26 protein-coding genes are annotated in these 26,018 nt (G+C 61.8%); 10 read left to right on the forward strand and 16 right to left on the reverse strand.

Annotated features, from left to right (window positions below; genetic code table 11):
• Positions 1 to 21: 21 nt before the first annotated feature.
• Together ACYSTU_RS22765 and ACYSTU_RS22770 are read right to left on the reverse strand one after the other, a co-directional pair.
• A complete protein-coding gene (locus tag ACYSTU_RS22765) occupies positions 22 to 978 on the reverse strand; it encodes a putative 2-dehydropantoate 2-reductase (protein WP_110601538.1) in 957 nt (318 codons plus the stop codon).
• Positions 975 to 1,361, reverse strand: a complete 387-nt coding sequence (locus ACYSTU_RS22770; RefSeq protein ID WP_110601540.1) for a thioredoxin family protein — start codon at positions 1,359 to 1,361, stop codon at positions 975 to 977. The genes ACYSTU_RS22765 and ACYSTU_RS22770 overlap by 4 nt, the downstream gene beginning before the upstream one ends.
• Between ACYSTU_RS22770 and ACYSTU_RS22775 the strand changes: the two genes are divergently transcribed.
• Both ACYSTU_RS22775 and ACYSTU_RS22780 read left to right on the forward strand, forming a co-directional pair.
• Positions 1,360 to 1,803 (forward strand): PilZ domain-containing protein, encoded by a 444-nt coding sequence (locus ACYSTU_RS22775; protein ID WP_024013780.1) that lies wholly within the window; start codon positions 1,360 to 1,362, stop codon positions 1,801 to 1,803. The genes ACYSTU_RS22770 and ACYSTU_RS22775 overlap by 2 nt on opposite strands.
• Positions 1,804 to 1,932: 129 nt before the next feature.
• A complete protein-coding gene (locus tag ACYSTU_RS22780; protein WP_016770878.1) occupies positions 1,933 to 3,009 on the forward strand; it encodes a 3-deoxy-7-phosphoheptulonate synthase in 1,077 nt (358 codons plus the stop codon).
• Positions 3,010 to 3,069: 60 nt separating this feature from the next.
• On the opposite strand, the gene ACYSTU_RS22785 is transcribed toward ACYSTU_RS22780, so the two are convergent.
• Positions 3,070 to 3,351, reverse strand: coding sequence for a GNAT family N-acetyltransferase (locus tag ACYSTU_RS22785; protein WP_016770879.1), 282 nt, complete (start codon positions 3,349 to 3,351; stop codon positions 3,070 to 3,072).
• A gap of 639 nt (positions 3,352 to 3,990) precedes the next feature.
• Between ACYSTU_RS22785 and oprI the strand changes: the two genes are divergently transcribed.
• The gene (gene oprI / locus ACYSTU_RS22790; RefSeq protein WP_003183784.1) at positions 3,991 to 4,242 is read left to right on the forward strand and encodes an outer membrane lipoprotei OprI; all 252 of its coding nucleotides are present in this window, start codon (positions 3,991 to 3,993) and stop codon (positions 4,240 to 4,242) included.
• A 126-nt stretch (positions 4,243 to 4,368) separates the two neighbouring features.
• On the opposite strand, the gene ACYSTU_RS22795 is transcribed toward oprI, so the two are convergent.
• From ACYSTU_RS22795 to ACYSTU_RS22805, 3 genes are all read right to left on the reverse strand, one after another.
• Positions 4,369 to 5,340: a L,D-transpeptidase family protein gene (locus ACYSTU_RS22795; RefSeq protein ID WP_024013783.1), complete on the reverse strand. Its 972-nt coding sequence runs from the start codon at positions 5,338 to 5,340 to the stop codon at positions 4,369 to 4,371.
• A 214-nt stretch (positions 5,341 to 5,554) separates the two neighbouring features.
• Positions 5,555 to 5,848 carry a hypothetical protein gene (locus tag ACYSTU_RS22800; protein WP_016770881.1) on the reverse strand — a complete coding sequence of 98 codons (294 nt, stop codon included), beginning with the start codon at positions 5,846 to 5,848 and terminating at the stop codon, positions 5,555 to 5,557.
• A 57-nt stretch (positions 5,849 to 5,905) separates the two neighbouring features.
• The gene (locus tag ACYSTU_RS22805; protein WP_217878623.1) at positions 5,906 to 6,511 is read right to left on the reverse strand and encodes an arylesterase; all 606 of its coding nucleotides are present in this window, start codon (positions 6,509 to 6,511) and stop codon (positions 5,906 to 5,908) included.
• A 10-nt stretch (positions 6,512 to 6,521) separates the two neighbouring features.
• Between ACYSTU_RS22805 and ACYSTU_RS22810 the strand changes: the two genes are divergently transcribed.
• Genes ACYSTU_RS22810 through greB form a run of 3 tightly spaced genes read left to right on the forward strand, consistent with a single transcriptional unit; the run spans position 6,522 to position 10,241 of the window.
• A complete protein-coding gene (locus ACYSTU_RS22810) occupies positions 6,522 to 7,205 on the forward strand; it encodes an ABC transporter ATP-binding protein (RefSeq protein ID WP_016770883.1) in 684 nt (227 codons plus the stop codon).
• A complete protein-coding gene (locus ACYSTU_RS22815; protein ID WP_499001728.1) occupies positions 7,205 to 9,709 on the forward strand; it encodes an ABC transporter permease in 2,505 nt (834 codons plus the stop codon). The genes ACYSTU_RS22810 and ACYSTU_RS22815 overlap by 1 nt, the downstream gene beginning before the upstream one ends.
• Before the next feature lie 34 nt (positions 9,710 to 9,743).
• The gene (greB, locus tag ACYSTU_RS22820) at positions 9,744 to 10,241 is read left to right on the forward strand and encodes a transcription elongation factor GreB (RefSeq protein ID WP_071173132.1); all 498 of its coding nucleotides are present in this window, start codon (positions 9,744 to 9,746) and stop codon (positions 10,239 to 10,241) included.
• 6 nt (positions 10,242 to 10,247) lie between these two features.
• Here greB and ACYSTU_RS22825 read toward each other — a convergent pair whose 3' ends face one another.
• From ACYSTU_RS22825 to ACYSTU_RS22835, 3 genes are all read right to left on the reverse strand, one after another.
• Complete coding sequence (locus ACYSTU_RS22825; protein ID WP_041478394.1) at positions 10,248 to 10,556, reverse strand: hypothetical protein; 309 nt, start codon at positions 10,554 to 10,556, stop codon at positions 10,248 to 10,250.
• Between the two features lie 249 nt (positions 10,557 to 10,805).
• Positions 10,806 to 11,240 (reverse strand): DoxX family protein, encoded by a 435-nt coding sequence (locus ACYSTU_RS22830; RefSeq protein WP_499001730.1) that lies wholly within the window; start codon positions 11,238 to 11,240, stop codon positions 10,806 to 10,808.
• A gap of 113 nt (positions 11,241 to 11,353) precedes the next feature.
• Positions 11,354 to 12,775, reverse strand: coding sequence for an MltF family protein (locus ACYSTU_RS22835; RefSeq protein ID WP_499001733.1), 1,422 nt, complete (start codon positions 12,773 to 12,775; stop codon positions 11,354 to 11,356).
• Between the two features lie 234 nt (positions 12,776 to 13,009).
• Here ACYSTU_RS22835 and ACYSTU_RS22840 point away from each other — a divergent pair, with 234 nt between their 5' ends.
• The 3 genes from ACYSTU_RS22840 to ACYSTU_RS22850 all read left to right on the forward strand — a co-directional run bounded on the left by ACYSTU_RS22840 (position 13,010) and on the right by ACYSTU_RS22850 (position 16,100).
• On the forward strand, positions 13,010 to 13,816 hold the full coding sequence (locus tag ACYSTU_RS22840; RefSeq protein WP_499001734.1) for a TatD family hydrolase: 807 nt from the start codon (positions 13,010 to 13,012) through the stop codon (positions 13,814 to 13,816).
• A 207-nt stretch (positions 13,817 to 14,023) separates the two neighbouring features.
• Entirely contained in the window at positions 14,024 to 15,505 is a 1,482-nt protein-coding gene (locus ACYSTU_RS22845; protein WP_499001737.1) for a methyl-accepting chemotaxis protein, read from the forward strand.
• A gap of 229 nt (positions 15,506 to 15,734) precedes the next feature.
• Positions 15,735 to 16,100 (forward strand): DUF962 domain-containing protein, encoded by a 366-nt coding sequence (locus ACYSTU_RS22850; protein ID WP_041478386.1) that lies wholly within the window; start codon positions 15,735 to 15,737, stop codon positions 16,098 to 16,100.
• Position 16,101: 1 nt separating this feature from the next.
• On the opposite strand, the gene ACYSTU_RS22855 is transcribed toward ACYSTU_RS22850, so the two are convergent.
• The 3 genes from ACYSTU_RS22855 to ACYSTU_RS22865 form a co-directional block, all read right to left on the reverse strand.
• On the reverse strand, positions 16,102 to 16,896 hold the full coding sequence (locus ACYSTU_RS22855; protein WP_281881391.1) for an acyl-CoA thioesterase: 795 nt from the start codon (positions 16,894 to 16,896) through the stop codon (positions 16,102 to 16,104).
• 236 nt (positions 16,897 to 17,132) lie between these two features.
• Positions 17,133 to 17,894, reverse strand: a complete 762-nt coding sequence (locus tag ACYSTU_RS22860) for a CHAD domain-containing protein (protein ID WP_499001740.1) — start codon at positions 17,892 to 17,894, stop codon at positions 17,133 to 17,135.
• 106 nt (positions 17,895 to 18,000) lie between these two features.
• Positions 18,001 to 18,279, reverse strand: coding sequence for a hypothetical protein (locus ACYSTU_RS22865; RefSeq protein ID WP_016770894.1), 279 nt, complete (start codon positions 18,277 to 18,279; stop codon positions 18,001 to 18,003).
• 214 nt (positions 18,280 to 18,493) lie between these two features.
• On the opposite strand from ACYSTU_RS22865, the gene ACYSTU_RS22870 reads away from it, so the two are divergent.
• The gene (locus ACYSTU_RS22870; RefSeq protein WP_039759961.1) at positions 18,494 to 19,531 is read left to right on the forward strand and encodes a patatin-like phospholipase family protein; all 1,038 of its coding nucleotides are present in this window, start codon (positions 18,494 to 18,496) and stop codon (positions 19,529 to 19,531) included.
• A 118-nt stretch (positions 19,532 to 19,649) separates the two neighbouring features.
• Here ACYSTU_RS22870 and ACYSTU_RS22875 read toward each other — a convergent pair whose 3' ends face one another.
• The 4 genes from ACYSTU_RS22875 to kdpB form a co-directional block, all read right to left on the reverse strand.
• Positions 19,650 to 20,336: a response regulator gene (locus tag ACYSTU_RS22875; protein WP_136492982.1), complete on the reverse strand. Its 687-nt coding sequence runs from the start codon at positions 20,334 to 20,336 to the stop codon at positions 19,650 to 19,652.
• A 48-nt stretch (positions 20,337 to 20,384) separates the two neighbouring features.
• Positions 20,385 to 23,036, reverse strand: coding sequence for a DUF4118 domain-containing protein (locus tag ACYSTU_RS22880; RefSeq protein ID WP_076563740.1), 2,652 nt, complete (start codon positions 23,034 to 23,036; stop codon positions 20,385 to 20,387).
• 144 nt (positions 23,037 to 23,180) lie between these two features.
• Positions 23,181 to 23,726 carry a potassium-transporting ATPase subunit KdpC gene (kdpC, locus tag ACYSTU_RS22885; protein ID WP_499001744.1) on the reverse strand — a complete coding sequence of 182 codons (546 nt, stop codon included), beginning with the start codon at positions 23,724 to 23,726 and terminating at the stop codon, positions 23,181 to 23,183.
• Between the two features lie 230 nt (positions 23,727 to 23,956).
• On the reverse strand, positions 23,957 to 26,014 hold the full coding sequence (kdpB, locus tag ACYSTU_RS22890) for a potassium-transporting ATPase subunit KdpB (protein ID WP_064361229.1): 2,058 nt from the start codon (positions 26,012 to 26,014) through the stop codon (positions 23,957 to 23,959).
• Positions 26,015 to 26,018 lie beyond the last annotated feature (4 nt).

The following is a 26,018-nucleotide window of genomic DNA, read 5'->3' on the forward strand; positions in this document are numbered from 1 at the left end:
CCTTCCCCCAGAACAACCGACTCAGGTATTGCGTCGGTCGATAAAACCCAAATGGCGATACAGCGTCTCAATGCGCGGCAACTCGCAGCCCGCCGCTTTCGCCGCCGCCAGTGGCCGGGCGTAAATCGCCTCCAGCTCCAGCGGGCGTTTGTGTGCAAAGTCGTGGTACATGCTCGGCCAGTAATCGGGCATTTTTTCCGTCATGGTGAACAGGTACTCGGCATAGCCGGGCGGGATCTCGTATCCACAGGCCCGGGCGCCCTGCACCACTTCCGCCATCAACGCCTGAATCGACACGCGGCTGTCAGCATCAGCCATCAGCGCTTCGGTTCCCGCGCCGAGCAATACCGAAAGTCCGTTATAGGGAATATTCCACACCAGTTTCTGCCAGCGCGCCTGATGCAGGTTGGCCATCGCCTGCGAGTCGATGCCGGCGGCACGGAACAGTCCGGCGCCCTCCTCGACGATCGCCATGCGCGCTACTTCATCAATGGCCGAGCCGCTGTGATAACCGACATTCACCGCGCCAAGGGCCTGATGGGTAATCTGCCCCGGCCCTTCGCGGTGCACGCAGATCAGGCACAGACCACCGAGCAGATGCAGCGAATCCGGCAACAGCGGCCGCAGGCTGTCTTCGACATCCAGACCGTTCTGCAGCAACAGCACCTTTGCATCGGGTTTAGCGGCTTGAATAATCGCCGGGGCCAGACCGGCGTTGCTGGTGGTCTTGGTGCCGACCAGCAGCCAGTCACAGGGTGGCATTTCTTCGGCAGCGGAATAGGCATTGGCCGGATTCAGCGTCAACGGCCCATGCACCGCACTGTTGATCTGCAAACCGCGCTCAGCCACTGCGGAAAATTCGCTGCGCAACAAGAAATGCACGTCGAAACCGGCACGCGCCAGCATCACCCCGTAAAACCCGCCGATCGCACCGGTGCCGATAATCCCCACCACCGGTTTGCTGACTGTCTCGCTCATGGCAACTCCTCTGCAATTCGACCCAGCGCCTGTGCCACTGCCTGGTTGAGCTCGGCAACCGTCAGGCGGCTGTGCACTGCGCCAAAGAACTCGCCGTCGCGCACCACAAACAGCGCCGGCAAATGAAACACCTGATAACGCTCGACCAGGCCGCCGTTGTTGCCGGCGTCGATCCAGCACAGCCGATCGATTGCCAGCGGCATGCCTGGCAACACCTCGCGGGCATAACGACAACTGGCGCAGCCGACGCTGGTGAAGATCACCAGAGAAACCCCGCGCATCGCCAGCAGCCGCTGGTCGGCGTCGAAGTCGGTCAGCTCGGATTCGACCACTATACTGGGGGAAACAATGTCAGATGGCCGACACAGGGAGTCTGTGCTCATGGGACGTTTCATTCCTCATCCGGACGAAGTGCCGGTTGAATTGACGTTACTCAAGCCTGAATGCATTTCCAGACAACAGCTGCACACTATCAGCCTCGGCGGCATCGCTTGCAATTACCACCGCGCCTGGCGCCACGGCACTGCACTGCAAGTACGCATGCCGACGCTGAATGCCGACTTCTGTTATCCGGGCTATGTGGCCTGGTGTCTGCGGCGTAAAAAAGGCTATCTGGTGGGCATCGCCTTCACTGACGAACAGACCCTGTTCAGCGCGCGAATGGGTGAGCAGGTGTGTCAGATCGAACGCTATTCACGCATGCAGGACAGCCACGACGATCTGCAGGATAGTCAGGCGCTGGCCCTGCAATGGGTCGAGGAGCACGCCGAAGAGTTCTCCCACGACAACCTGCGCAAGGCTTTTGCGCAGCCAGCGCTGGACTAAAGCATGGTTTGCCCATTGTCGAGCCGCCTCTGACGCGCTAAGGTTCGGCTCCCCCGACGCGCTAAATCTGCTGTGCTCCGCCGCGCGGGGATCGCTGGCGGCCGGCACCCGTGACCTGACGAGTAAACGATGGCTGATTTACCGATCAACGACCTAAACGTCGCCTCTAACGAGACCCTGATCACTCCCGATCAGCTCAAGCGTGATATCCCCCTGAGCGACGCCGCCCTGCGCACCGTCACCAAGGGCCGCGAAGTCATTCGCAACATTCTCGATGGGACCGACCACCGTCTGTTCGTCGTGATCGGCCCGTGCTCGATTCACGACATCAAGGCTGCCCACGAATACGCCGATCGCCTCAAGGTGCTCGCCGAGGAAGTCTCCGACACCCTGTATCTGGTCATGCGCGTGTATTTCGAGAAGCCGCGTACCACCGTCGGCTGGAAAGGTCTGATCAACGATCCGTATCTGGACGACTCGTTCAAGATCCAGGACGGTCTGCACATCGGTCGTCAGTTGCTGCTCGACCTGGCCGAGAAAGGCCTGCCGACCGCGACCGAAGCCCTCGACCCGATCTCCCCGCAGTATCTGCAGGATCTGATCAGCTGGTCGGCCATCGGCGCGCGTACCACCGAATCGCAGACTCACCGCGAAATGGCTTCCGGCCTGTCCTCGGCCGTCGGCTTCAAGAACGGCACCGATGGCGGCCTGACCGTGGCGATCAATGCCTTGCAGTCGGTGTCCAGCCCGCACCGTTTCCTCGGTATCAACCAGGAAGGTGGCGTGTCGATCGTCACCACCAAAGGCAACGCCTACGGTCACGTGGTGCTGCGCGGCGGTAATGGCAAGCCGAACTATGATTCGGTCAGCGTGGCCCTGTGCGAGCAGGCGCTGAACAAAGCGAAGATCAAGCCGAACATCATGGTCGATTGCAGCCACGCCAACTCCAACAAGGACCCGGCCCTGCAACCGCTGGTGATGGAAAACGTCGCCAACCAGATCCTCGAAGGCAACCAGTCGATCATCGGTCTGATGGTTGAGAGCCATTTGAACTGGGGCTGCCAGGCAATCCCGAAAGACCTCGCCGACCTGCAATACGGCGTGTCGATCACCGATGCCTGCATCGATTGGTCTGCTACCGAAAACACCTTGCGCAGCATGCACGCCAAGCTCAAGGACGTATTGCCGAAGCGTCAGCGCACGTAAGCTGCGTTTTACGGGCATAAAAAAACGCCGGACATTGTCCGGCGTTTTTGTGTGTGCGTTTCAGATCTTCGCGGCGCGACGCTGATGGCGTTCCATGTAGCGCTCGACGTAGGAGCACGACGGGATCACCGTGTAGCCCATTTCTTCGGCGTATTGCAGCGCGCGTTCAGTCAGCGCTGCGGCAATGCCACGGCCGCGCAGGGCGTTGGGCACGAAGGTGCGATAGATATCCAGGGTCTGCTTGCCCAGATCCATGTAGGTCAGGTAAGCACGATGACCGTCCACAGTGGTCTCGAATTGATGACCAGCCTGGTCATGGTGGATGGACAACGCCTCGCTCATCACTACTCCTCGCGGGTCTTGAATTGTGACCCCTACCTTACCGATGTTTTTCCGGCGAAGGAACATCTACGCCACCCCGTGCCTGATGGACACTGAGAAGAGCCACATCGATCTCGCGCAATCTGACACCTGCTGAATAGTAGGCACCATTGGCGAAAATGCTCAAGGTACGCTCGTCATCGGATGGTTTGCGTGCATTGGCATCGATGGTCGCAGGTTCGGCCGCAAGACAATCTTTGCGTGCCGTTTGCCTGAACATTGCCGGAATGTTGAGACTTAAGACGTGCAACCTTTTTTAAAGTCACCTGTACATCAACAAAGATACGCGAAGCGCTTCGCAGAACCTGAACAAAAGTGTGGACGAATTCATTTAGAAAGACTTTAGCCGAAGTCGCAAAAACAGCGCACGAGGGCGGGAACTTTTTCCGTTTGAGTCGCTCACGCCGGGGCTTGCAGCTGGATATTTTTTATACAGCGCAGTTAAAAGTTGCTCGAAAAAGAATCAACGCCTACAATTTTTTTTGCTTCTTGCGCTACGTCAGTTTACTTACTACAAGTAATGGGTAGTATGTACGCCGGCTATTTCCTCAATCGTGAGGAGACAGCCACTTAATTTGAAAGTCCTTGAAGGGGAACACGATGAACAACGTTCTGAAATTCTCTGCTCTGGCTCTGGCCGCAGTTCTGGCTACCGGTTGCAGCAGCGCATCGAAAGAAACCGAAGCACGTCTGACCGCTACTGAAGACGCAGCTGCTCGCTCCCAGGCTCGTGCAGACGAAGCTTACCGTAAAGCTGATGAAGCTCTGGCTGCTGCTCAAAAAGCACAACAGACTGCTGACGAAGCTAACGAGCGTGCTCTGCGCATGCTGGAAAAAGCTAGCCGCAAGTAATAATCCCTCGGGATTGTTATCGAGCCGATCCGGTTTTCCGGGTCGGCTTTTTTGTGCCCGGTGCTTTTCTCCGGGCAATAAAAAACCCGCCGACGCTGCACGCATCGGCGGGTTTTCAATCAGCTCTTATTGCTGCAGATCGATCGGTGCACTGCTCACCATTGGCGCCGAGGTATTCGGCACGGCGATCTCTACCGGCAGGCCGTCTTCGGCGGCGACCACATCACGCACCACATCCCAGTTCATGCGCAGGTTGCTGGTGATGTCTTCACGCTTGAGCATCGCGTTGATTACCGCGGTGTGCTTGTCGACTACCGACGGGTTGCCCTTGTCGTCGAGCGGCGTGTGCGCTTCCAGATAGACCTTGCCGCCACTGCGACCGAACTTGTACGGGTCGTTGATGATGCGCACCGAGGTGCCGACCGGGACCATGCCGGCCATTTCCAGCACGTTGTTGTTGAACATGCGGAAGCAGCCGTGGCTGGTGCGCATGCCGATGCCGAACTTCTTGTTCGAACCGTGGATCAGGTAGCCCGGTGTGCCGAGGGTGAACTTGAACGGCCCCAGCGGGTTATCAGGACCGGCCGGCACCACATTCGGCAGCGGATCACCGTCAGCGGCGTGTTCGGCCTTGATCGAAGCCGGAGGCGTCCACGTCGGGTTCGGTGTCTTGGCGATGATCGAGGTGTGCGCGATCGGCGAGCCCCAGCCTTCGCGGCCGATACCCAGCGGGAACGTGTACACCACGTCGCGGCCTTTCGGATAGTAATAGAGACGGTATTCGGCGAGGTTGATGACGATGCCTTCACGCGGGCCCGGCGGCAGGATGAAGCGCGTCGGCAGGACGATCTCGGTACCGGCGCCCGGCAGCCAGGCATCGATGCCCGGGTTGGCCGCAACCATTTCCGAATAGCCCAGATCGTAGGTGGTGCCCAGGTCGGCGAAGGTGTCTTCGTACTTGGCTTTGATCACCTGCACCTGGCCGACGATGTCCTCGCCGGGTGGTGGCAGGGGAAGCTCCAATGCAGCAACGGGACCGGCCACACACAGGGCGGCAAGTGACAGGCAGCGGGTGACGGCAGGAAAGCGCGGCAACATCCGGAAAATCCTTCGCATGATCATCAAGGGTATAAGGGCGCGATTGTACACCGCGGCCTGGGGATTCGGGGAGGTAGCACCGCTATTGGCGACAGGGTGCTTTCAAGGTGGGAGCGAGCCTGCTCGCGAAAGCAGTGTGTCAGCGACCATAAATGTCGATTGATAAACCCCCTTCGCGAGCAGGCTCGCTCCAACATTTTTTGATCTTGAGCGCTCAGAGTTCGAATCGCAGCTCAGGCCAGATCGGCGAGGTGCCGCGCTTCTGCGATTCAAGAATCGCCCGGCACAGCGAGCACAGACGCTGATCCTGGAACACCCGGCGATCAACATTCGACCAGCGCGGTTGCGCCGGCAGCAGAGTGCCGCACAGCGTGCGATCGGCCGAGCCACCGAGTTCCAGCTGCCGCGTCACCAGATGCACCCGCACTTCCTGGCAGGCGAACAGATCCAGCTGCTCGTCAGGCTCGATCAGTTGGTAGGCAAACAGGGACCAGGCAGGACGCGGCATCGGGGGCTCCAAATTAGGGGGCGCCACATTAGCCGAAAGCCTGCCACTAGAAAAGCCTCATAAGAGCGGTTTTAGCGTCGGCCAGACATTTTCCAGCAATTTGCTCTGAGCCCCGGCCGCCGGGTGCAGACCGTCGGCCTGCATCAGGTCCGGATGACCACCGACACCTTCGAGAAAAAACGGCACCAACGGGATGTTTTTCTCTTCGGCGAGCTTGCCGTAAACCTCGGCGAACGAATCGGTGTAGCGCTTGCCATAATTGGGTGGCAACTGCATGCCGAGCAGCAGCACTTTCGCGCCGCTCTGCCGCGAGCTGTCGATCATCGAGGCAAGATTTTGTTGCAATTGCGCTGGCGGCATCCCGCGCAGGCCGTCATTGCCACCCAGCTCGAGGATCACCAACTCCGGCTTATGCTCTGCAAGCAGCGCCGGCAGCCGCGCCTGGCCTCCGGCACTGGTGTCGCCACTGATCGAGGCGTTGACCACTTTATCGTCGAAACCCTCCTGTTTGAGCCGCTGCTCGAGCAGCGACACCCACCCCAGACGGGTATCCAGGCCGAAACCGGCGCTGATACTATCGCCAACGATCAGGACAGTACCCGCCGCTGCGTTCTGGGCCATGCACATCAAGGCCAGGCCAGCACTCAAAAACCATACACGCATCGGATTCTCCATGGGCGCAAGCATTCTCACCGCGAAGAACCTCAGCAAAGTGGTCCCTAGCGCGGAAGGTGAACTGACTATCCTGCACGAACTCAGCCTGGAACTGAACAAGGGCGACAGCCTGGCCATCGTCGGCGCGTCCGGTTCCGGCAAATCCACCCTCCTCGGCCTGCTCGCCGGCCTCGACCTGCCGAGCAGCGGCGAAGTCACCCTCGCCGGCCAGGGCCTGAGCAATCTCGACGAAGACCAGCGCGCACGAATCCGTGCCGAGCACGTCGGGTTTGTCTTCCAGTCATTTCAGTTGCTCGACAGCCTGAATGCGCTGGAGAACGTCATGCTGCCGCTTGAGCTCGACGGCCGCAAAGATGCCCGCGAGCGCGCCACGCAATTGCTTCAGCGCGTCGGCCTCGGCCAGCGCCTGACCCACTCGCCGCGCCAGCTCTCCGGCGGTGAACAGCAGCGCGTGGCCATCGCCCGCGCCTTCGCGGCCGAACCGGACGTGCTGTTCGCCGACGAGCCGACCGGCAACCTCGACAGCCACACCGGCGAGCGCATCAGCGACTTGCTGTTCGAATTGAACAAGGAACGCGGCACCACCCTGGTGCTGGTGACCCACGACGAACGCCTGGCCCATCGCTGCCGGCGCCTGATCCGTCTTGAAGCCGGGCTGCTGGTCGCCCCTCTGGAGCCTTGATGGCACGTCTGCCGCTGTTGCGTCTGTTCAGCCTTGCCCTGCGCCAGCTCATGCGCGATGCCCGCGCCGGTGAGTTGCGCGTGTTGTTCTTTGCGCTGGTGGTGGCCGTCGCGGCGAGCACCGCGATCGGCTATTTCGGCGCCCGCCTCAACGGCGCGATGATGCTGCGCGCTACCGAGTTTCTCGGTGCCGATCTGGTCCTTGAAGGCAGCTCGCCGGCCCGCGAGGAGCAAATCCGCAGCGGCACCGAACTGCGCCTCAATCATGCACAAGTGGTGGAGTTTTCCAGCGTCATTGCCACCGACAACGGCATTCAGTTATCCAGCATCAAAGCCGTCGACCGCGCCTATCCACTGCGTGGCGAGCTGAAGAGCGCGCCCGCACCCTTTGCCCAGGAAGAAGTCGGCGGCGAACCGCAATCCGGTGAAGCCTGGGTCGAGGCACGTCTGCTGACCGCGCTGGATCTGAAGATCGGCGACAGCATCGACGTCGGCATGAAGACCTTGAAGCTGACCCGCGTGCTGACCTACGAGCCGGATCGCGCTGGCAACTTCTACAGCCTGACGCCACGGGTGCTGATCAATCTTGACGACCTCGCCGCCACCGGCGTGGTGCAACCGGGCAGCCGGGTAAGCTATCGAGAACTGTGGCGCGGTGAACCGCAGACGCTGGAAACCTATCGTGAATTGATCAAACCGGGCCTCGCTGCAAACCAGCGAATCCAGGATGCCCGCGACGGCAACCGACAGATTGGCGGCGCGCTGGGCAAGGCCGAGCGCTACCTGAACATGGCCAGTCTGGTTGCGGTATTGCTGGCTGGCGTAGCCGTGGCGTTGTCGGCGAACCGTTTCGCCAGTCGACGTTTCGACGCCAGTGCCTTGCTGCGCTGCCTCGGCTTGTCGCGCCGGGAAACCATGGTGCTGTTCAGCCTGCAACTGACCGTGCTCGGCCTGGTTGCCGCCATCAGTGGCGCGCTGCTCGGCTGGCTGGCGCAACTGGGGCTGTTCGCCCTGCTGCATGATTTGCTGCCAAGTGACGTACCGCCGGGCGGGCTGTTTCCGGCGATGGCCGGGATTGGCACCGGGCTGGTGGCGCTGGCGGGTTTTGCCTTGCCGCCATTGGCTGCACTGGGTCGCGTGCCGCCGCTGCGGGTGTTGCGCCGCGACATGCTGCCGATCCCCTCGAGCACATGGATGGTCTATGGCGCGGCGCTGGGTGCGCTGGGCCTGATCATGTGGCGTCTGAGCCTCGACCTGCTGCTGACCTTCGCCCTGCTTGGCGGCGGCGTGGTCGCCGCGCTGGTGCTGGGCGGCCTGCTGTTGTTGCTGCTGCAAAGCCTGCGCCGCCTGCTCGCCCGCGCCTCGTTGCCATGGCGTCTGGGCCTTGGCCAGTTGTTGCGGCATCCATTGGCGGCGGCCGGGCAGTCGCTGGCGTTCGGTCTGATCCTGTTGTCGATGGCGCTGATCGCGCTGCTGCGCGGCGAACTGCTCGACACCTGGCAGAACCAGCTACCGAAAAACGCGCCGAACTACTTCGCGCTGAATATCCTGCCAGCGGACAAACAGGCTTTCGCCGATCACCTGATCAAGGTGTCCGCGCAAGCGGCGCCGTTGTATCCGGTGGTGCCAGGACGACTGATCAGCATCAATGGCGAGGCGGTGCAGCAAATCGTCAGCAAGGACTCCGCCGGTGACCGCGCCATTCAGCGTGACCTGAGCCTGACCTGGGCGGCGGATCTGCCGGCCGGCAACAAGCTCACCGCCGGCTCGTGGTGGAGCGGCCAGCCGTCCGACGACGTGCCGGGGGTTTCGGTGGAAGGCAAGGTGGCCGAAAGCCTGAAACTCAAACTCGGCGATCACATGGTGTTCAGCGTTGGCGGGGTCAATCGCGAAGCAAAGGTCACCAGCCTGCGCGAGATCAACTGGGACAACTTCCAGCCGAACTTCTTCATGATCTTTCAGCCCGGCACTCTGAAGGATCTGCCGGCGACCTACCTGACCAGTTTCTACCTGGCCCCTGGGCATGATCAGCAGATCGTCGAGCTGTCGCGGACCTTCCCGGCGGTGACCATCCTGCAGGTCGAAGCCTTGCTCGAACAGCTGCGCAGCATCCTCGCTCAGGTCACCCTGGCGGTGGAATATGTGTTGTTGTTTGTTCTGGCTGCGGGGATGGCCGTGCTGTTCTCCGGTCTGCAAGCGACGCTGGATGAACGAATCCGCCAGGGTGCGCTATTACGCGCGCTGGGCGCCGAGCGGCAGTTGCTGATCAAGGCGCGGCGTATCGAATTCGGTTTGTTGGGTGCGGTCAGCGGCTTGCTCGCGGCGATCGGTTCGGAGGTGGTCAGCCTGGTGCTGTACCGCTTCGCTTTTGATCTGCCATGGCATCCGCATCCATGGCTGCTGGTGCTGCCGTTGATTGGCGCCGCACTGATTGGTGGCGCCGGTGTGTTCGGCACTCGCCGGGCGCTGAACGCCAGCCCGCTGACAGTGTTGCGCGAGGGTTGATAGACTCAAGCGGTCTTAATCACAAGAAGTCGCCATGAGCCGTTATCGCCCTCCCCGCACCGCCGGCACCGCGCTGATCACCCCCGAGGGTGAAGCGCGGATGCGCGCCGAATTCCATGAGTTGTGGCATGTGCGTCGCCCGCAGGTCACCCAGGCGGTGAGTGAAGCGGCGGCGCAAGGTGATCGTTCGGAAAACGCCGAGTACACCTACGGCAAGAAGATGCTGCGGGAAATCGACAGTCGCGTGCGTTTTCTCACCAAACGCCTTGAAGCGCTCAAGGTAGTCAGCGAAAAACCCAGCGACCCGAACAAGGTCTATTTCGGCGCCTGGGTAACCATCGAAGACGAGGACGGCAAGCAGTCGCGCTACCGCATCGTCGGCCCCGATGAACTGGACCTCAAACAGGGTTTGATCAGCATCGACTCGCCGCTCGCCCGCGCGCTGATCGGCAAGGCACTCGACGCGGAAGTGCGGGTGCAGACGCCGACCGGCGAGCAGTTCGTTTACATCGTTGCGATTGAATACCCGTAAGACTGATCAGCGCCGAGTGATCAGGCCCTGCCGTGCAACGCGGGTGAGTTGCTTGATCATCTCCGGCGCATCTTCTGCGCTCGGCGCCTGAATCACCGCCAGATCGAAGCTGTCCGTAGCGAAACGCGCCAGCGACTCGCCGTCATCGACAAACTGGATCAGGAACGCGGCAGGACCGCCGCTGCGACGTGGCCAGCCATCGAGATAACGCAACAGCGTCGGCTGGTGTTTACCGCCAAGAAGAATTTTCGGGTTGCGCTGGGTGACATGTGCCGTGATCGGCGCGGGACGTGCTGGAGGGCGTAGTGCGTTCATCGTGTCGTGTCTCTGCCTCAAAAGTCTGCATGGCAGGTGAGAGGCAACACCGAACCAGCGCTTTAGCGGTATTTCGAAGCCCTGTTCCGGCTTCTGACGGTAACTGTAGAAGTCACCTGGCGCCCCGCAAGTAGCTGTTTAAATCGGCGCATGGGCAACATCCTAGAGAACGTGACCGACCAGTGTCAAGAATCCCCCGCAACAAAAAAAGGCCCGCACAATGCGGGCCTTTGCCTTGAGCCAGAGCCTTCAACCGGCGATGGCGCGATCCGCCGAGAGCTTGCCGGCACCTTCGATCAGTACCGCGATGCTGCCGGCCAGCAGAGCCAGAGCAAACTCATAACCGTTGTTGGCCATGAACAGACCGTTGCCGATGTGCACCGAGAAGATCGCCACCAGCGAGAGGAACGCCAGACCGAGTGCCGCCGGGCGTACCAGCAGGCCGATGATCAGCGCCAGACCGGCGAAGAACTCGGTACCGCCGGCCAGCGAGGCCATCAGATAGCCCGGGGTCAGGCCAATGCTTTCCATCCATTGCGCGGTGCCGGCCAGGCCGTAACCACCGAACAGACCAAAGAGTTTCTGCGAACCGTGGGCGGCGAAGATCACGCCGACAGCAATGCGCAGGACAGTCATGCCGTAACCGGCGCGGGTGAACAGAACCTTGTTGATCAGAGAGCTCATGGTGCATTCCTTGTTGTGCAGAAGTGTTTGTGTGTTTGGGTTGGTCGCTATATTAATCAGTTTATCTCATGCTTAAAGCGCAAAAATTTCGCCATAACAATCGAATTGTTAGATTATTTCCGTGTGACCACTTTCTGCTGCCGGGGCTCGAGCGACTCACGCTCCCGGTCGAATGCCAGGTAATACTTGTTCACGCTATTAACATAGCTGACGGCGCCCATCCCCACCTGCTCCATGGCGATGCGCTCGACCTGGAAGAACCACTGGTTGGGATTGAGGCCACGGCGGCGGGCTTCCGCGCGCATACCCTGCACGCGCTCGGGGCCGATGTTGTACGCGGCGAGGGTGAAGGCCATGCGCTCACGCTCGTTGAGTTTCGGGCTGCTGAAGAACTTGCGGCGGATCATCGCCAGGTACTTGGCGCCGGCCTGCACATTCGCATCGAGATTCTGGATATTGCTCACGCCGACCCGCTGCGCGGCGGACGGGGTGATCTGCATCAGCCCGGTCGGACCGCTGTCGCTGCGAGCGTTGGGCTGCAGACGGGATTCCTTGAACGCCAGCGCCGCCAGATTGAGCCAGTCCATGTTTTGCGCATCGGCGTGCTTTTGCAGGGTCGGACGGAGTTTTTCCAGACGCTGGCGATCGGCCTTGGCCAGCGGATTGTGTACTTGATACAGGCGTCGATAGATGCGCAGAAACGCCGCGTCTTCGTCCGACGGTTTCTTGTAACCGGTGAGGAAGCGATCAATGCTCGCGCGCAACATCGATGCGTCGCGACGCACGAACCAATGCTCCTCGCCCGGCTCGCCGAGGCTCAGTTGCCGATCGAGACGCAGCTTCGGCAGGATCTTGCCCCAACGCTCGGCAATCGGTTGCTCGACGATGGTCAGGTGGAAAATCCCGCCCTGAACCATCTCCAGCACATCCTCCACCGCCAGCGTCGGATCGACCCATTCGATGTTGATCGGCGCGAGTTTGTGCAGCGCCAGTTTCTGGTTGAGCTGACTGACCACCTCCCCCGCCGCACTACCGGTGGGCAGCGCCAGGGTTTTGCCGGACAGTTGCTCGACCTTGGTGTAACGGCGCTGGCCCTTGATGCCGACCAGCACCAGCGGCACGTTGCTGGCAATCGGCTCACTGCTGGCCACTGCATAGCCCGATGGCAGGTCGAGCAATTCACCGGGCGCGACCATATCGCCTTCGCCGCGCTGCAAAGCGCCGAGCAATTGATCCTTGGCTTTGGGAATGATCTTGAGGGTGACTTCCTGGCCGTCACGAGCATGGCCGTTGAGGTATTGCTCGAACGCGCGCAGTCGGTGGTACTCGACACCGATGGCCTGGCCCTGGACCTCGCCGGAGCTGTTGCGGCTCTGATTGACCAACACTCGCAACACGCGGCTGCTGCGAATGTCCGAGAGGTCGCGAACCTTGCTCGCCGGCACGGCTTGCAGCGGCCCGGGCAGGCGCGCGGCCGCCGTCATCGGCAGCAGCAACGCAGCACACAACAGCAGCAGAACCGAGGGACGATGCATCCACTCTCCGAAAAGAATACGGGGCGATTCGTCGCAAAAAAGACGACATCACCGACGAAAACAGAGCGCTTTGAGCGCTGATAAAGTGCGAGAGACTGGCACAGTGATAGCATCGTCGCCACCCCGGAGTCCTTCGCGGCCTCAACAGACAGCCATAAGTCGTTGTAGTTCTTGGCTTTTCTTATAAATCTACAGCTCTGATATGCTTTCCGGCCTTCGGCCCGAGGTAGCACCATGCAACTCATCGATATCGGCGTCAACCTGACCAACCCCAGTTTCGCCGACAAACACCAGGCCGTGCTCGACCGCGCCTACGCCGCCGGCGTCTGCCAACTGGTGCTGACCGGCACCAGCGTCGAGGGCAGCGAGCAGGCGCTGGAACTGTGCCAGCAACTGGATGAAAGCGGCCAACGGCTGTTCGCCACCGCCGGTATTCACCCGCATTCGGCCAGCGACTGGAACACTGACAGTGCTCGTCGCCTGCGCAGTCTGCTGAACGAATCCAGTGTCGTCGCGGTGGGCGAATGCGGGCTGGATTTCAACCGCGATTTCTCCCCGCGCCCGCAACAGGAAAAGGTACTGGAAGAACATCTGGCGCTGGCCGTCGAGCTGCAATTGCCGGTGTTCCTGCACGAGCGCGATGCCAGTCAGCGCCTGCTGGAGATCCTCAAGGACTTCCGTGATCAACTGCCGGCGGCGGTGGTGCATTGCTTCACTGGCGAGCAGAAAGCCCTGTTCAGCTACCTCGATCTGGATCTGCACATCGGCATCACCGGCTGGATCTGCGACGAACGCCGGGGCACGCATCTGCATCCATTGGTCAAAGAGATCAAACCGGGACGGCTGATGCTGGAAAGCGATGCGCCATATCTGCTGCCGCGCACGTTGCGGCCGAAGCCGAAAAACGGCCGCAACGAACCGGCGTATCTGACCGAAGTGTTGCGCGAGGTGGCGATGCATCGCGGCGAGACCGAGGAAGCGCTGGCCGCGCATACCACCGCGTGTGCCCGGGCGTTTTTTAAGCTCCCCATTCTCACCTGACTGCACACGTCCCCTGTGGGAGCGAGCCTGCTCGCGAAGGCGGTGGATCAGCTACAAATGGGCTGAATGACGCAGCGCTTTCGCGAGCAAGCTCGCTCCCACAATAGATCTCGGCATCTGTTGATTCATATCAAAACTCCCGAATCTGCATGGCGGCACAATAATGGCACCTTGCCAAAACTGTTTCCGCTTTCAGAGAAGACCTCCATGGGTGCCTGGCTTAGCAACATCTCGCTGAAATACAAATTCTGGGCGGTCAACGCGGTCGCCTTTGTCACCACCCTGCTGTTGGTTTTGTACGCCGTGCACCTCGAACAACAGGCCCGCAACCATGCCGCGCAGGTGTCCGCGCAGGCGCAGGCGCAGTTGCTCAAAGCCTGGCCGCTCGGGCAACCGGTGCCCAAGTCCGCTCAGGTGCTGACCTTCAAGCGCGGTGAAGCGCCGCGTCTCAATGATCAACCGCTGCTGGAAATCAGCGGCAGCAACGGTTGGAACGCCATCAATGCAATGCCGCTGTTCGGCGACAACCCGTTGCTGGGCGCCGAAGTGTTCAGCCGTGCCGACGGCGAGCAAGTGGCGGTCATCGCCTACGCCCCGAGCCTGAACCAGGTGTTCAGCGAGCGTTTCGCCAACTATGCACTGGCGGTCTTCGTCCTGATGCTGGCGATGCTCGGCGCCTCGCAACTGTTGATCCGCTTTCTGCTCAGCCAGCTCAACACGTTGAAAGAAGTGATGCTGCACGTTGAAAAAACCGGCGATCTTTCTGCTCGTGTGCCGCTGGTGGGCAAGGACGAAGTCGGGCAGATGGCCAATGCCTTCAACGCCATGCAGGCCGGTTATCAACGCGTCGTGAGCACCGTTGCCAGCACCGCGCGACAATTGGACGACGGTGCAGCGCGGCTGGCATCGAGCATGAACGACGTGCGCCACGGCATGCTCGGCCAACAAAGCGAAACCGACCAGGCTGCCACCGCGATCAACGAAATGACCGCCACCGTTTATCACATCGCTCAACACGCCGGCGCCACCCGCGATCTGTCGAAAACCGCCGATGGCCTCGCCGGCAGCGGTCAGCAGGTGGTGGCGCGGGTGCAGCAATCGATTGCCGGGTTGTCCAGCGGCGTGCAGCAGACGGCAGAAATGATTCAACGCCTGGCCGAGGACAGTCAGAAGATCAACGGCGTGGTCAGCGTGATTCACAGCATCGCTGAACAAACCAATCTGCTCGCGCTGAATGCGGCGATCGAAGCGGCCCGCGCCGGGGAGATGGGTCGCGGCTTTGCCGTGGTCGCCGATGAAGTGCGCAACCTCGCCAAGCGCGTGCAGGCGTCCACCGACGAGATCACCGGCATGATCGCCGCGTTACAGGCCGGCACCCGCGATGCGGTGGATTTCATGCAGGAGAGTTCGTACAAGGCCGACGACTGCGTGCAGCAGGCGCAGGAGGCTGGCGCGGCGCTGGCGGAAATCACCGGGGCAGTGGCGCAGATGCGCGAAAGCAACACGCAGATTGCCGTGGCGGCGGAACAGCAGAGTCAGGTCGCCGAGGAGATGAATCGCGCCGTGGTGAGTATTCGTGATGTGACTGAGAACACCGTGCAGCAGACAGTGGATTCGGCGACGACCAGTAACGAGTTGGCGACGTTGGCCGGGGAACTGAACAAGGCGATAGGTCAGTTGAAACTCTGATGGCCTCTTCGCGGGCAAGCCCGCTCCCACAGGGATTTTCTACAATCAACAATTGTGCGTACACCGAGCACTCTGTGGGAGCGGGCTTGCCCGCGATGGCGTCCGCTCAGGCGACATCAAATTTTGCCATTGCCGCTATCAACTCAATAGCCAACCTTGATTCGCCGCCCTCCGCGCCCGGGCCTATTCTTCAACCATGAAGTTCAACATGGATCGAGGAGTAGCAAACATGGGCAAACGTCACCCCAACCTTCCCGCGTGGCAATGGCGCGCCTACCCGGGCAATCATCAGCATCCGACCAATCTGGTCCTGCACTTGATTGCCGTGCCGTTGTTCATTGTGGCGTTTCTGTTGATCGTGTCGGGAGTGTTCAGCCTGAGCCTGGCCAGCGTCGCCATCGGCGTGATCGGTATCGTCGCGGCGCTGGGTCTGCAGCGCCACGGCCACGGCCTGGAGGCGCAAGCCTCCGAGCCGTTCAGTGATCGCAAAGATGCCGTGTCACGTTTGCTGGTCGAGCAGTTTCTGACCTTCCCACGGTTCTTTCTCAGCGGTGGCTGGTGGCGCGCCTGGCGTGAGCGCCACCGTCGGCATTGATTCAGGCGAAGATCGTCACGGTCTGCCGACTCATGGCAATCAACTCCCCTTTCGCACTCCACAACTTCGCGGCGACATGGCCGTAGCCGTCGGCTGCGTACTCGATGTCGGCCAGGTATTGGCACCAATCCAGCGTGCTCAAGTCGTGTAACGGCTGCACGAATTCAATGGTCCAGGTCAGCGTACTACCCGGTGCCGGTTTCTTCAGATACGGCAACAGCGCCGGCGGCCAGGCATCCACCAGCGCCAGCAGATGCGCCTCGTTGACCGGCTCCTCTTTGACATCCCCACGCAACCGCACCCAGCCGCCCATCAAGCGCGACGCCGTGCCGGAGAACGGAATGCCGCCGACGCTCCAGCGCATCGCCAGATGGCGCATGAATTCCGGGGTCACGCCTTTGATGTAGGGCAGCTCCTGGCACTCGTCCCAGTGTTTCATGGTGGACGCCGGATAGGCTTCGACGGCGACTTCCGAAGGCCGCGAGGCACCGAAGCTGCCCTGAATGATCGTCACCACTTGGCCATTTTGCATGGCGCGACCCAACACCTGGCTGACGGCTTTGCCTTCACGCAGCACATCGACTTCGAAACTCACCGGCACCTCCGGCTCGACCGGACCGACAAAGGTAATCGCCAGCGAACGCACGGGGCGCTCCGTCGGCACCCTGGCGCGCATGGCTTCAAATTGCAGCGCGGCCACCAGTCCGCCAAAACTGGCACGGCCCTGCCCCCATTCGGCGGGGATGATTACTTCAGGTTGTTGGCGGACAGCATCGAGCAGATCGCAAAAGCGCATGACAACCTCGGAAAACGAGAAAGGAATGCGCGGATCTTACCCAGCCCCGGGCGGCGGCGCAGCGTCTATTCCGGTCAAATGGGCTGACAGATAGGCCTTGGCCCGATTCCTTCAAGCGACAAATCACCTTGTGGGAGCGAGCCTGCTCGCGAAAGCGGTCGATCAGTCGACAACGATTGCGACTGACACGGCCCCTTCGCGAGCAGGCTCGCTCCCACAGGGGAACAGAGCCATCTTCAGGAGTGTTTGAAACACGTAGCGCTGAGCTTTTCCAGCACTTGATCGGCCTTCAGCTCTGCCTTGATCAACCCGGCCTGCCAGGTGGCCACGCACGGTTGCAGATCGGCTTCCTGTTCGGCGCGGGCCAGCCATTGCCAGCAATCGTGCCAGTCGCCCAGTGCGCCTTGCGCCGATTTCAGGCGTTTGTAAGCCGGTTTCGGCAAGCGATCCAGCTCGGGATAGGCTTCGATGCCATAGCGCACGCGCTTGATCAGCAGGCGCAGACGATGGCGGTCATGGGCGGGATCGTGCAGCGCTTCGTCGAGTTTCTGCCATTGTTTGCCCAAGCGTTTTTCAATGCGTTTACCCAGATCCTTGAATAAGCCCTGACGCTCGGACGCGCGCAGAAACCGTGGAAATGCGTCGAGAATCATCAGCAACGAAGCCAGTTCCGCACTCGCCGCCAGCGCCGGATACGCCTCGGCCATTTGCGCCAGACGCCGCTGCGCAGCCTCGGGTTGATCATGCTCGAGCAGATATGCCGCGAGCACTTCGCGATCACGCCACGGCGTGGTCAGATCACCAACCGCAGAAGCCGCCGCCTCCAGTTGCTCGACACCCGGCAAGCCGCGCAACGGCCGCAACAGACTGCGCAAGCGCCGCACCGTAGTGCGCAAATCATGCAACGCCTCGGGATCAGTGCGCGCAGTCAAGCGCGCCTGACATGCCAGCAGCCGCACATCCAGGCTCAAAACATGAGCCACCAAGCGATCGATCATGGGGGTCTACTCCGTAGACAGCTGCAAGCTTCTAGCTACAAGCTTCAAGCTGAATGCGTTTGCTTCAAAGCTTGCCGCTTGCAGCTTGAAACTTGCAGCTGCTTTTTTATCTTCCTGCGCGGGATTCGCGAATGTAGAAGCGGGCTTTCTCGGCTTTCTTGCTGCAGCCTTCAAAGCCTTCGAATTGTTGCTGGGTCTTGGCGGCGGTCAGCAGCGACAGCGCTTTGGAATAGCTGACGGTGCCGGCGAAGCCTTCAGCCTTGGCCAGGTCCAGTTCGTGCCAGGCCGCGTCGAGTTGGCTGCCGCAGCTGTCGCGGTACGCGGTTTTGCCGGCGCAACCGGCCAGAACCAGAGCCATCAACGGTACACAGATCCAGGCTTTCATCACTCACACCTCAAGGTAGGTCAACAGTCGTGCAGGTAAGACGGTCAAGCGGCGAAAAAGTGCCTCGCTGACCGGTCAAACCACGTGGCGCAGAGCATAGCGCGCAAGCGTGCGCCGCGAACGAAAAACGACGTCACCGCTTCGCGCAACGACCTTGGCGATTGAGCCGCTTGGCCGATGCGTGCATTGTGCAGGCTTGTCGGGAGGAAGTTTGATGAAAAAGCGTGTCGCACTGGTGCTGGGCTCAGGTGGCGCCCGGGGCTATGCCCATATCGGCGTTATCGAAGAAATTGAAAAACGCGGCTACGACATCGCCTGCATTGCCGGTTGTTCGATGGGCGCGGTGGTCGGCGGGATCTATGCCGCCGGCAAACTGGATGAGTACCGGCGCTGGATCGAAAGCCTTGATTACCTCGACGTGCTGCGCCTGGTCGATGTGAGTTTCCGTCTCGGGGCGATTCGCGGCGAAAAGGTCTTCGGCCAGATCCGCAAGATCGTCGGCGAGATCAATATCGAAGACTTGCGCATCCCCTACACCGCCGTCGCCGCCGACCTGACCAATCAGCAGGAAATCTGGTTTCAGGAAGGCTGCCTGCATCAGGCCATGCGCGCCTCGGCGGCGATTCCCAGTCTGTTCACCCCGGTGATGCAGGGCAACCGCATGCTGGTCGATGGCGGCATTCTCAATCCGTTGCCGATCGTTCCGGTGGTGTCGAGCCATTGCGACCTGATCATCGCGGTCAACCTCAACGCCACCAATCAGCGCCAGTACAAGTTGCCGGTGATCGAGCGGCCGGCGGCGTTCCGTTCGCGCTTCGACAGTCTGATCAAATCCATGGGTTCGAAGTTGCCATTCCGCCGTAAACAGGCCGAGCAATTGTTGAAGCTGGAACAGGAAGCCCTGCGCGCCGAGGCGGCGGAGATCAATCCGTGGCTCGAAGGCGTCGAACCGGAAAGCCAGCAACCGGCCGCCGCCCCGGAACGCGAAGGCGCGCCGAAATCCGCTACCGGTTCATTCATCATCGATAACGTCGGGCCGGCGTCGCTGCTGGATTTGATCAACCAGAGTTTCGAGGTGATGCAGACTTCACTGGCGCAGTACAAGATTGCCGGGTATCCGCCGGATATCCTGATCAACGTGCCGAAGCGGGTGTGCCGGTTTTTCGAGTTCTACAAGGCGCCGGAGTTGATCGCCCTGGGGCGGGAGATTGCCAGTGATACGCTGGATCGTTATGAGCAGGAGCAGGGTTGATCTGATGCGGATTTTTCGGAGTATTTGATGGCCTCTTCGCGAGCAGGCTCGCTCCCACATTTGAAATGCATTCCCCTGTGGGAGCGAGCCTGCTCGCGAAAGCGTCAGCTCAGCCAGCTTAACTCAACAACCGATACCCCACCCCCGCCTCAGTCACGATAAACCGTGGCCGGGTCGGGTCATCCGCCAGTTTCTGCCGAAGATGCCCGACCACGATGCGCAGGTAATGACTGTCCTCGGTGTGCGTCGGTCCCCAGATATCCTTGAGCAATTGCTGCTGGGTGATCACCCGCCCCGGATGCCGCGCCAATTGCGCGAGCACGGCGTATTCCTTGCGGGTCAGGGCGACTTCGGCGCCGTCGAGCAGCACGCGCCGATAGGCCAGATCCACGGTCAACGGGCCGAAACTCAGCGCCGCTGGCTGCGCCTCCCCCGCCGGTGCCTGACGCAACAACGCGCGGACCCGGGCGAGAAATTCCTGAATGCCGAACGGTTTGGTCACGTAGTCGTTCGCGCCGCCATCCAGCGCTTCGACCTTCTGCCCTTCACTGGCGCGCACCGACAGCACCAGCACTGGCGTCGTCGCCCACTCGCGCAGTTCGCGCAGGACCTGCTGACCGTCCATGTCCGGCAGGCCGAGATCAAGCACCACCAAGTCCGGTTTGCTCAGCGCAGCTTGCGCCAGGCCTTCAGCGCCGGTGCCGGCTTCGAGCACTTTGTAGCCTTGTGAAGCGAGGCTGATGCGCAGGAATTTGCGGATCTGCGGTTCGTCGTCGATGACCAAAATAGTCGCGGTCTGGCTCATGAATTCACATCAACACAATAGATTGGCAAGAGAGTAGCGCAGTCGACTTCAAGCTTCACCGTCCATCCCCGGTTGCGCCTGCAACGGCAGATGCAAGGTGATGCAGGTGCCACGCCCGTCGATGCCGTCAGCCACGGAGATACGCCCGCCGTGCGCGCCGACCATGCCCTGACAGATCGCCAGCCCCAGCCCCGTGCCCTGCCCGCCGCGATCACCGCGCGCGGCGGTGTAGAACATGTCGAAAATCTTCGCTCGGTCCTCTTCAGGGATCCCCGGGCCTTCGTCGCTGACCGAAAAGAAAATCTCCTGCTCATCGGCGCCGGCGCGCAGTTGCAGGCGACCGTGGCTGGGCGAAAATCGCGCGGCGTTCTCCAGCACGTTAACCAGCGCCTGCTCGATCAGCGCCGCGTGCACATACAGCAACGGCAACTCGGCCGGCACTTCGGTGCTGACCTGCAGCGGCGCCAGCACGGCGCGCAGGCGATTGAGCGAACTGCCGACGATATCGGCCGGCGATACCCAGTCGCGCGCCAGCTTCAAGGCGCCGTGGCCGAGGCGGGTCATGTCGAGCAGGTTCTGAATGTAGCGGTCGAGGCGTTCGGCCTCATCGCGGGTGCCTTCGAGCAGCTCGCGGCGATCCTCCAGCGGAATCGCTTCGCCGAGGGCCAACAGGCTGTCGATGCTGCCGCGCATGGCCGTCAGCGGCGTGCGCAAATCGTGGGACACCGAGGCCAGCAAAGCGCTGCGCAACTGTTCGGTTTCGCCGTGCAGACGCGCCGCTTCGAGGTCATCAGCCAATTGCGCGCGGGCGAGGGCTTGCGCCAGCGGCTGGCTCAGCGCAGTGAGCAAACGTCGGCGCTGACCGCTCAAGCTCTGGCCTTCCTTGGCGCAAACACCGAGCAACGCCAGCGGCCCGTCCTCGACCGACAACGGCCACCACCACCAACGCCCCAGCGGCAAGGTACCGGTGCCCTTGCCCGCCGGTTGATCGTGTTGCCAGGCCCAATCGGCGGCGGCGCGTTCGGCCTCGGTAAATTGCAGTGGCCCGCCGGTTTCGACTTTCCAGCCGCCCTGGCCGTCGCGGTTGAGCAAGCACAATTGCACATCGCTCCAGCCTTCGAGGTGTTGCGCGGCAGCGCTGATCACGGCTTGGCGGTCGGTCGCGGCGGTGAGTTTGCGCGACAGGTCGAGCAGTTCGCTGGTCTCTTCCTGGGTATCGCGCAAAGCCTGCAACTGCCGCCGCTGACGCGCCGCAAGGTTGCCGGTGAGCGCCGCCATCAACAGGAAGAACAGCAGCGTCAGGACGTCTTCTTCGCGCTGAATGCTGAACGAGAAATTCGGCGGGATGAATAGAAAATCGTAGGTGAGAAACGACAGCGCCGCACAGGCCAGCGCCGGGCCGAGGCTACTGCGCACCGCCACCAGCAACACCGCCGCGAGAAACACCAGCGAGATGTTCGGCAACGGCAACACACTCGACACCGCCCAAGCCAGGGCCGTGGCCAACAACGTCGCGACCAGCGCCAGCGCGTAGTCGAACCACACCAGCGTGACTGAATTACGCGGGCGCGGTTGGTGCTGCTCGTGATCACTGTCGAGCACGTTGATTTCCAGACCGTGCGCCTGACGCAGCAGGCGCGCCGCCAGACCACCGCCGAACAATCGACGGCGCAAACGTGGCCGCGACTGGCCGACCAATAGCAGACTGGCGCGGCGCTCGGCGGCGTGTTGGATCAGGGTTTTCGCCACTTCGCCGGCCCGCAACAGCACCACTTCGCCGCCGAGGCGTTCGGCCAGTTGCTGGGCGCTTTGCAAACGCAACCGCGATTGCTCGTCACGAGCACTGCCGTTGTCGACATGCACCAGACTCCACGGCAGATGCCGGCGCTGGGCGACGCGGCTGGCGTGACGCACCAGCCGTTCGGCCTGCGCATCGCCATCGATGCCGACCAGCAAACGCCCGCGCACCGCCGGCGCGGCCTGGCCGAGTTGGCGATAGCCCTGGGCGAGATCGTTGTCGACCTGCGCGGCGGCGGTCTGCATCGCCAGTTCGCGCAGGGCGGTGAGATTGGTCTGGGTGAAAAACGCATCGATGGCGGCGCGGGCCTGTTCCGGCACGTAGACCTTGCCTTCGCGCAGACGCTCGAGCAATTCGCGCGGCGGCAGGTCGATCAGCAGCAGCTCGAAGGCTTCCTGCAGGACCCAGTCCGGCAGGGTTTCGCGCACCTGTACGCCGGTAATGCCGCGCACCTGATCATTGAGGCTTTCCAGGTGCTGGACGTTGACCGTGGTGAACACGTCGATGCCGGCGGCGAGCAGTTCCTGAATGTCTTGCCAGCGCTTGGCGTGGCGGCTGCCGGGGGCGTTGCTGTGGGCCAGTTCATCCACCAGCACAAGCTTCGGCTTGGCCGCGAGAATGCCGTCGAGGTCCATTTCCTCAAGCAGCACGCCACGGTATTCGCTGCGCACCAGTGGTTGCTGCGGCAGGCCACCGAGCAAGGCTTCGGTTTCGGCGCGGCCATGGGTTTCGACCACGCCGGCCAGGACTTTTACGCCCTGGCGCAGCTGCGTGTGGGCGGCCTGAAGCATGGCGTAGGTCTTGCCGACCCCGGGGGCGGCCCCGAGGAAAACCTTGAGCCGGCCACGGCCATCGCGGGGCAGGTCTGCTAACAATGCGTCGGCGCGGCCGGAGTCACTCATGCTTGATGTCTCTCTTCCTGATGATCGTTCCCACGCTCTGCGTAGGAATGCAGCCCGGGACGCTCTGCGTCCCATAAAAGCAGACGCAGAGCGTCTATTGATGCATTCCCACGCAGAGCGTGGGAACGATTGGTATCAACTGAATTACAGGTTTTGCAGTGCCAGGTTCAGCTCCAGCACATTCACCACCGGCGGCCCCACCAGCGGTTGTTCGATGTGCTTATCGAGCAATTGCTGCAAGGTCGACACCGGCAGGTTGCGCGCCGCCGCGACACGCGCCAGTTGATAGGCAATTGCCGCCGGTGGCAAGTGCGGATCGAGGCCGCTGGCGGAGGTGGTCAGCAAGGCCAATGGCACCGGCCCCTGCCCAGCGACTTGTTGTTTTTGCGCATCTTCGATTACGCGGGTCGCCAAGGCCGGATTGCTCGGCGCGAGGTTGCTGGCGCCGCTGGCGACCGTGGCAAAAGCCCCGGCGGACGGGCGTGGGTGGAACCAGTTGTCGCCGCTGAAATCCTGGGCGATCAGCGACGAGCCGCGGACTTTGCCGTCGGCGTCGTGGATCAGGCTGCCGTTGGCCTGAGCCGGGAAAGCGACTTGGGCGATGCCGGTGACCGCGAGTGGATAGGCGACGCCGGCGATCAGGGTCATCAGCGCCAACAGGGTCAGGGCCGGGCGTATCATTGTGGACATTTCAAGATCCTCGAATTCGTTGGACAAACTTTTGCCGGGTGTCAGGGAGATCTTTTCCCCCTCACCCCAGCCCTCTCCCCCAAGGGGGCGAGGGAGAAAGGGAGCCGATCTTCATGCTGTTCAAAACCTGAGTTCGGCTCGGAATTTCAGGTCGGCGAACCTCGCACAAACACCTCGGTCAGTCCCCTCTCCCCCCGGGAGAGGGCTAGGGTGAGGGGCTCTTTTCAGCCTCACACCAGATGCAACGCCGTAAGCAGCATGTCGATCACCTTGATCCCCACGAACGGCACGACAATCCCGCCGACGCCATAGATCAGCAGATTGCGCCGCAGCAACGCCGCCGCACTCGCCGCCTGCACCCGCACGCCGCGCAATGCCAGTGGAATCAGCACAACGATGATCAAAGCGTTGAACACGATCGCCGAGAGAATCGCGCTCTGCGGACTGCTCAGATGCATGATGTTCAGCACGCCCAGCTGCGGGTAAATCGAGGCGAACAGCGCCGGCAGAATCGCGAAGTATTTGGCGATGTCGTTGGCGATGGAAAAGGTCGTCAGCGCGCCACGGGTCACGAGCAATTCCTTGCCGATCTGCACCACGTCGAGCAGCTTGGTCGGGTCGCTGTCGAGGTCGACCATGTTCGCCGCTTCACGTGCCGCTTGCGTGCCATCGTTCATCGCCATGCCGACGTCGGCCTGAGCCAGCGCCGGGGCATCGTTGGCGCCGTCGCCGCACATGGCAACCAGGCGACCGTCGTTCTGCTCGTGACGAATGCGCGCGAGTTTTTTCTCCGGCGTGGCTTCAGCGAGCACATCATCGACGCCAGCTTCAGCGGCGATCGCAGCAGCGGTCAGCGGGTTGTCGCCGGTGACCATCACCGTGCGGATCCCCAGTTTGCGCAACTCGGCAAAACGCTCGCGGATGCCTGGCTTGACCACGTCCTTGAGATGGATCGCGCCAAGCAATTTGCCGTCAGCGCAGACCAGCAACGGCGTGCCACCACTCTGGGCGATCTTGTCGATTTCCCGCGCCAGCGCCGGGGCCAGATCGCTACGCTGTTGACCGAGAAACGCCAGCAGCGAATCCACCGCACCTTTGCGATACACGCGGCCCTGATAATCGACGCCGGACAAGCGGGTTTCCGCGCTGAACGGCACGGCGGTCAGGGTTTCCGGGGCCGGCTCCGGTTGTGGATGCAGGCCACGGAGGAACTCGACGATCGACTTGCCTTCAGCGGTTTCGTCGGCCAGCGAGGCGAACAACGCGCCTTCGGCCAGCTCACGGCCGCTCACACCCGGCGCCGCGTATACGGCACTGCAGCGACGGTTGCCGAAGGTGATGGTGCCGGTCTTGTCGAGCAACAGCACATGCACGTCACCGGCCGCTTCCACTGCGCGACCGGATTTGGCGATCACATTCAGGCGCACGAGGCGATCCATCCCGGCGATACCGATGGCCGACAGCAGACCGCCGATGGTGGTCGGAATCAGCGTGACCAATAACGCCACGAGGAACACCAGCGGCAGGCTGCCATTGGCAAAATGCGCGAACGGTTGCAGGGTGACGACCACCAGCAGAAAGATCAGGGTCAGGCCGATCAGCAGGATATCGAGCGCCACTTCGTTCGGGGTCTTCTGACGCTTGGCGCCTTCGACCAGGGCGATCATGCGGTCGAGGGTCGATTCACCAGGGTTGGTGGTGATCTTCACCAGCAGCCAGTCGGAAACCAGCCGCGTGTTGCCGGTGACGGCCGAGCGGTCGCCGCCGGACTCGCGGATCACCGGCGCCGATTCACCGGTAATCGCCGCTTCGTTGACCGCCGCGATGCCTTCGATGACTTCGCCGTCACCGGGGATCATCTCCCCGGCTTCGACTCGCACCACGTCGCCCTTGCGCAGATTGGCAGCCGGCACGATCTTGAAGCTGCCATCGGCTTGGCGACAACGGGCGCTGAGGCCTTCGCTGCCGGCCTTGAGGCTGTCGGCGCGGGCCTTGCCACGACCTTCGGCCAGGGCCTCGGCGAAGTTGGCGAAGAGCACGGTGAACCACAGCCACAGAGCGATTTGTGCGGCGACGAAGGTCGGCACATCAGCGTCCGGAATGAAGCACAGCACGGTGGTGAAAATCGCCGTCAGTTCGACCACCAGCATCACTGGCGAACGCGCCAGTTGCCGTGGGTCGAGCTTGACGAAGGCTTGCACCAGCGCCGGACGCCACAGGGCCGAGATCGCGGTTTTGGCTTGTTCCGGCGCCTTGACGGCGGCGGGTTTGATTGCAGGCATATTCATGATG

Source organism: Pseudomonas glycinis (assembly GCF_054871425.1).

Bases quoted from the DNA above. Each gene is read 5' to 3' on its own strand.
- ACYSTU_RS22765 (WP_110601538.1), bottom strand. From the start codon at position 978: ATGAGCGAGACAGTCAGCAAACCGGTGGTGGGGATTATCGGCACCGGT.
- ACYSTU_RS22775 (WP_024013780.1), top strand. From the start codon at position 1,360: ATGGGACGTTTCATTCCTCATCCGGACGAAGTGCCGGTTGAATTGACG.
- ACYSTU_RS22770 (WP_110601540.1), bottom strand. From the start codon at position 1,361: ATGAGCACAGACTCCCTGTGTCGGCCATCTGACATTGTTTCCCCCAGT.
- ACYSTU_RS22780 (WP_016770878.1), top strand. From the start codon at position 1,933: ATGGCTGATTTACCGATCAACGACCTAAACGTCGCCTCTAACGAGACC.
- ACYSTU_RS22785 (WP_016770879.1), bottom strand. From the start codon at position 3,351: ATGAGCGAGGCGTTGTCCATCCACCATGACCAGGCTGGTCATCAATTC.
- oprI (WP_003183784.1), top strand. From the start codon at position 3,991: ATGAACAACGTTCTGAAATTCTCTGCTCTGGCTCTGGCCGCAGTTCTG.
- ACYSTU_RS22795 (WP_024013783.1), bottom strand. From the start codon at position 5,340: ATGTTGCCGCGCTTTCCTGCCGTCACCCGCTGCCTGTCACTTGCCGCC.
- ACYSTU_RS22800 (WP_016770881.1), bottom strand. From the start codon at position 5,848: ATGCCGCGTCCTGCCTGGTCCCTGTTTGCCTACCAACTGATCGAGCCT.
- ACYSTU_RS22805 (WP_217878623.1), bottom strand. From the start codon at position 6,511: ATGCGTGTATGGTTTTTGAGTGCTGGCCTGGCCTTGATGTGCATGGCC.
- ACYSTU_RS22810 (WP_016770883.1), top strand. From the start codon at position 6,522: ATGGGCGCAAGCATTCTCACCGCGAAGAACCTCAGCAAAGTGGTCCCT.
- ACYSTU_RS22815 (WP_499001728.1), top strand. From the start codon at position 7,205: ATGGCACGTCTGCCGCTGTTGCGTCTGTTCAGCCTTGCCCTGCGCCAG.
- greB (WP_071173132.1), top strand. From the start codon at position 9,744: ATGAGCCGTTATCGCCCTCCCCGCACCGCCGGCACCGCGCTGATCACC.
- ACYSTU_RS22825 (WP_041478394.1), bottom strand. From the start codon at position 10,556: ATGAACGCACTACGCCCTCCAGCACGTCCCGCGCCGATCACGGCACAT.
- ACYSTU_RS22830 (WP_499001730.1), bottom strand. From the start codon at position 11,240: ATGAGCTCTCTGATCAACAAGGTTCTGTTCACCCGCGCCGGTTACGGC.
- ACYSTU_RS22835 (WP_499001733.1), bottom strand. From the start codon at position 12,775: ATGCATCGTCCCTCGGTTCTGCTGCTGTTGTGTGCTGCGTTGCTGCTG.
- ACYSTU_RS22840 (WP_499001734.1), top strand. From the start codon at position 13,010: ATGCAACTCATCGATATCGGCGTCAACCTGACCAACCCCAGTTTCGCC.
- ACYSTU_RS22845 (WP_499001737.1), top strand. From the start codon at position 14,024: ATGGGTGCCTGGCTTAGCAACATCTCGCTGAAATACAAATTCTGGGCG.
- ACYSTU_RS22850 (WP_041478386.1), top strand. From the start codon at position 15,735: ATGGGCAAACGTCACCCCAACCTTCCCGCGTGGCAATGGCGCGCCTAC.
- ACYSTU_RS22855 (WP_281881391.1), bottom strand. From the start codon at position 16,896: ATGCGCTTTTGCGATCTGCTCGATGCTGTCCGCCAACAACCTGAAGTA.
- ACYSTU_RS22860 (WP_499001740.1), bottom strand. From the start codon at position 17,894: ATGATCGATCGCTTGGTGGCTCATGTTTTGAGCCTGGATGTGCGGCTG.
- ACYSTU_RS22865 (WP_016770894.1), bottom strand. From the start codon at position 18,279: ATGAAAGCCTGGATCTGTGTACCGTTGATGGCTCTGGTTCTGGCCGGT.
- ACYSTU_RS22870 (WP_039759961.1), top strand. From the start codon at position 18,494: ATGAAAAAGCGTGTCGCACTGGTGCTGGGCTCAGGTGGCGCCCGGGGC.
- ACYSTU_RS22875 (WP_136492982.1), bottom strand. From the start codon at position 20,336: ATGAGCCAGACCGCGACTATTTTGGTCATCGACGACGAACCGCAGATC.
- ACYSTU_RS22880 (WP_076563740.1), bottom strand. From the start codon at position 23,036: ATGAGTGACTCCGGCCGCGCCGACGCATTGTTAGCAGACCTGCCCCGC.
- kdpC (WP_499001744.1), bottom strand. From the start codon at position 23,726: ATGTCCACAATGATACGCCCGGCCCTGACCCTGTTGGCGCTGATGACC.
- kdpB (WP_064361229.1), bottom strand. From the start codon at position 26,014: ATGAATATGCCTGCAATCAAACCCGCCGCCGTCAAGGCGCCGGAACAA.